This is a genomic window from Aminobacter sp. P4_D5 (assembly GCF_056401815.1).
Genome location: NZ_JBFUIP010000245.1, coordinates 1 through 5,878 on the forward strand (window position 1 = coordinate 1; position 5,878 = coordinate 5,878).

8 protein-coding genes are annotated in these 5,878 nt (G+C 61.4%); 3 read left to right on the top strand and 5 right to left on the bottom strand.

The window, feature by feature from the left end; genetic code table 11:
* Positions 1–145: 145 nt before the first annotated feature.
* Positions 146–1,291 carry an AI-2E family transporter gene (locus tag AC1DWF_RS29385; protein ID WP_476787948.1) on the bottom strand — a complete coding sequence of 382 codons (1,146 nt, stop codon included), beginning with the start codon at positions 1,289–1,291 and terminating at the stop codon, positions 146–148.
* 97 nt (positions 1,292–1,388) lie between these two features.
* Entirely contained in the window at positions 1,389–2,435 is a 1,047-nt protein-coding gene (locus AC1DWF_RS29390; RefSeq protein WP_476783344.1) for an LLM class flavin-dependent oxidoreductase, read from the bottom strand.
* Positions 2,436–2,655: 220 nt separating this feature from the next.
* On the opposite strand from AC1DWF_RS29390, the gene AC1DWF_RS29395 reads away from it, so the two are divergent.
* Complete coding sequence (locus tag AC1DWF_RS29395) at positions 2,656–3,084, top strand: DUF6481 family protein (RefSeq protein ID WP_476783345.1); 429 nt, start codon at positions 2,656–2,658, stop codon at positions 3,082–3,084.
* A gap of 258 nt (positions 3,085–3,342) precedes the next feature.
* On the opposite strand, the gene sugE is transcribed toward AC1DWF_RS29395, so the two are convergent.
* On the bottom strand, positions 3,343–3,657 hold the full coding sequence (gene sugE / locus AC1DWF_RS29400) for a quaternary ammonium compound efflux SMR transporter SugE (protein WP_476783346.1): 315 nt from the start codon (positions 3,655–3,657) through the stop codon (positions 3,343–3,345).
* A gap of 159 nt (positions 3,658–3,816) precedes the next feature.
* Positions 3,817–3,942, bottom strand: coding sequence for a hypothetical protein (locus tag AC1DWF_RS29405; RefSeq protein ID WP_476842387.1), 126 nt, complete (start codon positions 3,940–3,942; stop codon positions 3,817–3,819).
* Between the two features lie 155 nt (positions 3,943–4,097).
* Between AC1DWF_RS29405 and AC1DWF_RS29410 the strand changes: the two genes are divergently transcribed.
* Together AC1DWF_RS29410 and AC1DWF_RS29415 are read left to right on the top strand one after the other, a co-directional pair.
* The gene (locus tag AC1DWF_RS29410) at positions 4,098–5,075 is read left to right on the top strand and encodes a cation diffusion facilitator family transporter (protein ID WP_476842388.1); all 978 of its coding nucleotides are present in this window, start codon (positions 4,098–4,100) and stop codon (positions 5,073–5,075) included.
* Between the two features lie 43 nt (positions 5,076–5,118).
* Positions 5,119–5,523, top strand: a complete 405-nt coding sequence (locus AC1DWF_RS29415) for a GFA family protein (protein ID WP_476783348.1) — start codon at positions 5,119–5,121, stop codon at positions 5,521–5,523.
* Between the two features lie 36 nt (positions 5,524–5,559).
* Here AC1DWF_RS29415 and rmuC read toward each other — a convergent pair.
* Positions 5,560–5,878, bottom strand: a 319-nt coding sequence (gene rmuC / locus AC1DWF_RS29420) for a DNA recombination protein RmuC (protein ID WP_476842389.1), incomplete at its 5' end; no start/stop codon positions are given.

Sequence of the window (5,878 nt, forward strand, 5' to 3'; positions counted from 1 at the left end):
CGCAGAACCTCAAGCGTCGGCACGCCTGGGCCGTCATAGCCAATGCGTTGGAAATAGGCGCTGAGATCGAAATCGGACATGGCGGTCTACCGGTTGCCGTTCCGATATAGGTATGGCCACCCTCGGTCACAAACAGCTTCTACGTTCAACTCGTTGACTCGGACGCCTGCTCTTCGGGCTCGGCCGTTTGCTGGGCGGCGAGGAAATTGCCGACATGCCTCAGGCTGTCGAAATGATCGCAGAACACCTTGATCACGACGAGCAGCGGCACGGCGATCAGCGCGCCGACGAAACCCCACAGCCAGGACCAGAAGGCGACCGCGATGAAGATCGCCACCGCATTGACCTCCAGGCGTCTTCCCACGACGAGCGGGGTGACGAACTGGCCCTCGATGACATTGCAGAGGATGACAAAGCCAGGTGCCAGCAAGGCGTAGGAGAGGCTGTCGAAAGTGACCAGCGAAATGGCTGCGACCAGCAGGACCGACACCAGCGCGCCAACGTAAGGCAAGAAATTGAGCAGGGCGGCTGTCACGCCCCATAGTGCTGCCGTGGGCATGCCGATCAGCCAAAGGCCAGAGGCGACCACCACGCCAAGCCCGCCATTGATCACCGCAACCGTCAGCAGGTAGCGCGAGATTTCGCGCTCGACATCATAGACGACGCGCAGCGCTCGCTTCTTCTCGCTCATGCGGGCGAAGGACTGGACGATCTTTTCGTAAAACAGCGTGCCGGAGGCGAGCAGGAACAGCGATAGCACGAAGGTGATCGCCGCGGTGGTTGCCGCCGACAGCAGGTTGCCCGCGGCTTGCGAGACTATGCCCGGCTGGGAGACGATGACCTTCTGCAGGCCGGGCTCCTGGGTGGTCTCGGCGACACGGTCGACCTGCTGAGAAATCTCCATCATCCGGTCGAAAGGATGCCTGATCTCGGCAAGCCGTTCGGTCAGCTTGCGGCCGATCGCCGGCGCGTTGTTGGCGAGGTCCATCACCGGCCCGCTCATGAAATAGCCAGCGGTTGAGATAGTCAGTACGGAAAACAGCACCAGAAGCGTGGCCGATACCGCCTCCGGCACGCCGCGCCTGCGAAAAAAACGCACGATAGGTGTCAGCATCAGCGCCAACAGGAAGGCAAGCACCACCGGCATGAAGAAGTCGCGCGCGAAATAGAGCGCGTAGACGCTGGCCAGGATGAAGATACCCAGCAACAGCGAGCGGATAAAGCGAATCTCGGCCAGCGGGAAGCCGCGCTCCGGCTGCTCCGCGCCGGAGGCTTCCATCTCGGTTTGCATGATCAACCCCCAATGCCCCGCCACCGGCCAATGCCCTGCCACTGGGACGACGGGCTTGGCGATAAACGCCGAAGCCCGCTGAAGGTTCCTGTGGTTGTCAGGCTGCTGGTGCCGCTGCGCCCAGTTCCTTGCGCACCAGCGGCGCGACCTTGGTGCCGTAGAGTTCGATCGCTTTCATGACCTTGTCGTGCGGCATGATGCCGATCGCCATCTGCAGCATGAAGCGGTCGTTCTTGAACAGCTTGTGCTGCGCCACGATCTTTTCGGCCACCACCTCCGGGTTGCCGACAAACAGCGCGCCTTGCGGAGAACGCGACTGGTCGAAATGCGCCCTGGATGTCGGTCCCCAGCCGCGCTCGCGGCCGATTCGGTTCATCACTTCGGCCTGCGGTGCGTAGAAATCGTCAGCTGCCTCTTCGGTCGTCTCGCCGACGAAACCATGCACGTTGATACTGGTGGCGAGCTTGGCCGGATCCTGTCCGCCGCGCCGCGCCGCCTCGCGATAGAGGTCGAACAGGGGGGCGAATCGCGCTGGCTCGCCGCCGATGATGGCGAGCGCCAAGGGCAGGCCGAGTACGCCGGCTCGTGCCGCCGATTGCGGTGTGCCGCCAATGGCGATCCAGATCGGCAGCTTGTCCTGATAAGGGCGGGGATAGACGCCACGATCATTGATCGGCGCGCGATGCGTGCCCGACCATGTCACGCGCTCGCTGTCGCGCAGTGCCAGCAGCAAATCGAGTTTTTCGGCAAACAGGTCGTCGTAATCCTCGAGATTGTAGCCAAACAGCGGAAACGATTCGATGAACGAGCCGCGTCCGGCCATGATCTCGGCGCGACCGCCGGAGAGCTGGTCGAGCGTTGCGAACTGCTGGAACACACGCACCGGGTCGTCCGACGACAACACGGTGACGGCACTTGTCAGCCTGATGCGCTTGGTGCGCTCGGCTGCGGCCGCCAGCGCCACGACAGGTGCGGAAGCGGCATAATCGGGGCGGTGATGCTCGCCGAGCCCGAATACGTCGAGCCCGACCTGGTCGGCCAGCTCGATTTCTTCGATGAGATTGCGCAGCCGCTGATGCGGCCCGATGGCGCCAGGGCCTGGCTCAGGGCTAACGTCCGCAAAAGTATAGAGGCCAAGTTCCATGATCGCTGGTCCTATCGCTATTATTCGTGCTACACGTAGCTATCGCTCCACGAAGCCGCCAGATGCGGTCTAGTGAACAATCCATATCGAGATTGGCGCCCAAAGAGCGTTTCCCATCGGCAACATCAGGCGATTTCATGGGAGACATGCCTTTTTGGCGCTTGAACTCTGCCTTCGCGCGCGTATGTAAACGGCGAGAAGTGACTCCAGGGAAATCAAATTGGCAATCTACAGAGAAAAAGACGTCTTCGAGCGGCGTAACGCTGCTAATGACGCAAAGAAGGCTCTCCTCGAAAAGTACAAGGCACGCCCGGCTGCTGACGATCCAGAAGTTCTGGCACGCCAGGCCGAACGCAAGGCCATCCTCGAGGCTCGCGCCATCCGCGAGGCCGAGAAGGAAAAGCTGAGGCAGGAACGCCTGGCTCGCGAAGCCGTTGAAAGGGCCGAGCGCGAAGCTCAGGCCGAAGCCGAACGCCTGGCCGCCGAAGAGGCAGCACAAGCAGAGGCCAAGGCACGCGAGGCCGAAGAGGCCGACCGTATCAGCCGCGTGCTTTCCGACGAGGCCGAGCGTAAGGCCAAGCGTGACGCGCGTTACGCAGCGCGCAAGTCGCGTGGCAAGCGGATGCCGCCCTCAGCCAACTTCGGCTGATCGCGGGATACATCCGACGCATCGGCTAGAGCGCCCTTTGTACGTCCGTTCGGACGCGCGGCGCTCGAGGTCGATTGTGTAAATTCTCATTGCTAAGCGGTTCGCGACCGGGGGTATTGCCAAGCCCCGGTCGCGGGCTGCTTTCGTGCGCCTAAAACTGCCCCCAGAATCTGAATCGATTCTCGGGAGTCCTGGTTCAAAACGGGATAATGGTGAGGCTCGCCCGTTACGGGCAGGCCAATAAGAGTTGGCTGCTGATCAGGCGACGAGCTTGAGGCCAACGATGCCCGACACGATCAGGCCGATGCAGGCGAGGCGAATCGCCGTTGCGGGCTCGCCAAAAAGCCAGATGCCAAGCATCGCAGTGCCGACCGTGCCGATGCCGGTCCAGATGGCATAGGCGGTGCCTAGGGGCAGTGTCTTCAGAGCCAGGCCAAGCAGGCCGAGGCTGATGACCATCGAGGCTACAGTGAGGACGGTCGGCGTCAGCTTCGTAAAGCCTTCMGTATATTTCAGGCCGATGGCCCAGCCGATCTCGAACAGGCCGGCGAAAAACAGATAAGTCCAAGCCATGGAACGCTCCATTGGGATGGCGGGTCGTCCCTGCCGGATGTTTTTGGGGAGTGCAAGGTCGTCCTTGCCCCGCTCAAATAGGTTTTTTTGAAGAAGAATTCAACCATGCGCCCGGCCGAGACCGGGCGTGGTTGATTGGCGTCAAGCCGAAAGCAGGGACTACTTGTCCTTGATCTTGGTCGCTTGCACCGGAGGCGCCTTGAATGCCGGCGCAGGTGCTGGCTTCTTGGCATCCTTTTTAGGTTTCCGGGCTTCTTTCCYGGCTTTCATCGCACCCTTGGCCATGATTCGTTTCTCCCGCTGCTGAGAAGCGAAGTGAAACGCGAACTCGCCGCGCTTGCAAGGGGGGTACTGAGGGCGTCGACAGCCAGCTTGCCGCTGAGGCGAAAATGCTTGAGTGCGTCAATGTCCCCGCTACAGTCCGACAGCGCGAGGCAGAGATGGCAGCACATTCGGGCTCCAAGGTTGTGATCTTCGCGGCGATAGCGGGCAATCTGCTCATCGCCGCCACCAAGTTCGTTGCGGCATCCTTCACGGGCAGTTCGGCGATGCTGTCGGAGGGCGTGCATTCGCTGGTCGACACTGGCAACGGATTGTTGCTGCTCTACGGCCTCCATCGCGCGGCCCAGCCGCCTGACCGCATGCATCCATTTGGCCATGGCCGCGAGCTCTATTTCTGGAGCTTCATCGTAGCACTCCTGGTCTTCGCGCTCGGTGCGGGCGTCGCCTTTTATGAAGGCATCACCCACATGCTTGATCCCGAGCCGATCGAAAGCCCGCTTATCAACTACGTCGTGCTTGGTCTGTGCATAGTGTTCGAAGGTGGTTCGTGGCTGGTGGCCCTCAAGGAATTCCGACGCTCCAAGGGCAATCTCGGCTACATCCAGGCGGTTCGCCGCAGCAAGGACCCAAGCGTCTATACCGTCCTGTTCGAAGACAGCGCCGCGCTGCTTGGCCTTGTGATCGCGCTCGTCGGCATTTCCGCCGCGCAATATTTCGAGCAGCCCTGGCTCGATGGCGCGGCATCCATCGGCATCAGCCTGATTTTGGGTGCAACGGCTGTATTCCTGGCCCACGAGAGCAAGGGGCTCTTGATCKGCGAGCCGGCTTTGCCTGATGTGCAAGCGAAGATCCTGGCGATCGCGCAGGCCGACCGGGCGGTCGAAAACGCCAATGGCGTGCTGACGGTGCATTTGGGGCCCGAGCAGATCGTCGCCGGCCTCAGCCTCGATTTCGTCGATCACATCTCGGCTGCCGACATCGAAACCTGCGTCGAGCGGTTGGAGGCGAAGCTCAAGGCAGAGGTTCCCGAGGTGACAGTGGTGTTCGTCAAGCCGCAGACGTCGCGGCTTTGGCGGGAACGGCGGGAGCGGATCGTGGACCCGCCGGCCGAGACGGCGAAACCCGAAAAGGATTAGGATGCCGCTGGAATCATCAACTTTGTGAAATGGAGGATTTCCAGTGAAGATCGAAGGCGGGTGCCATTGCGGCGCCATCACCTACAAGGCTGACGTAGATCCCGAAAAGACGGCGATCTGTCATTGCACCGACTGTCAGAAGCTGACCGGAACCGCGTTTCGCGTCACGGTGCAGGTGCCCGAAGCAAACATCGCATTCTCGGGCACGCCCAAGATCTATGTGAAGACAGGCGACAGCGGCAACAAGCGCGCACAAGGGTTCTGCGGCGAATGTGGCTCACATCTGTTTGCAACCTCAGTCGGCGATGGACCCAAGGTCTACGGTCTCAGGGCCGGAACATCCGATCAGCGTGAACAACTCGTTCCGCGTCGGCAGGTTTGGCATCGCTCAGCCCTTCATTGGCTGCCAGAATTCGAGGGCATGGAGACCGCCGAGAAGGCTTCATAGGCCATCTGGCCGACCGGAACCCGGCCCACGCTTCCGCTAATCGCGTTCCTCGACTACACGCAGCCTGAGCTGGCCAGTCTTGGAATTAGCGCTACGAGCATTCGGTGCTTGAGGTTTGGCGGCCTCCTCCGCCGCGCTGGGATGCGAGGCGCCGAACTCCAGCGCCTCGATCTTTTCGCCGCGCTTGGTAACCTTGGACGACGACACCAGAATATCGTCGATATCCTTGCTGGCCTGGCCGAAATGGGTCTGCAGCTTGCGCACGCGCTCGTCCAAGCGCCCGACGTCCTCCATCAGGCGAATGACCTCGCCCTGGATCAAGTGGGCCTGTTCGCGCATGCGGGCATCCTTGAGG

Bases quoted from the DNA above. Each gene is read 5' to 3' on its own strand.
- AC1DWF_RS29385 (WP_476787948.1), bottom strand. From the start codon at position 1,291: ATGCAAACCGAGATGGAAGCCTCCGGCGCGGAGCAGCCGGAGCGCGGC.
- AC1DWF_RS29390 (WP_476783344.1), bottom strand. From the start codon at position 2,435: ATGGAACTTGGCCTCTATACTTTTGCGGACGTTAGCCCTGAGCCAGGC.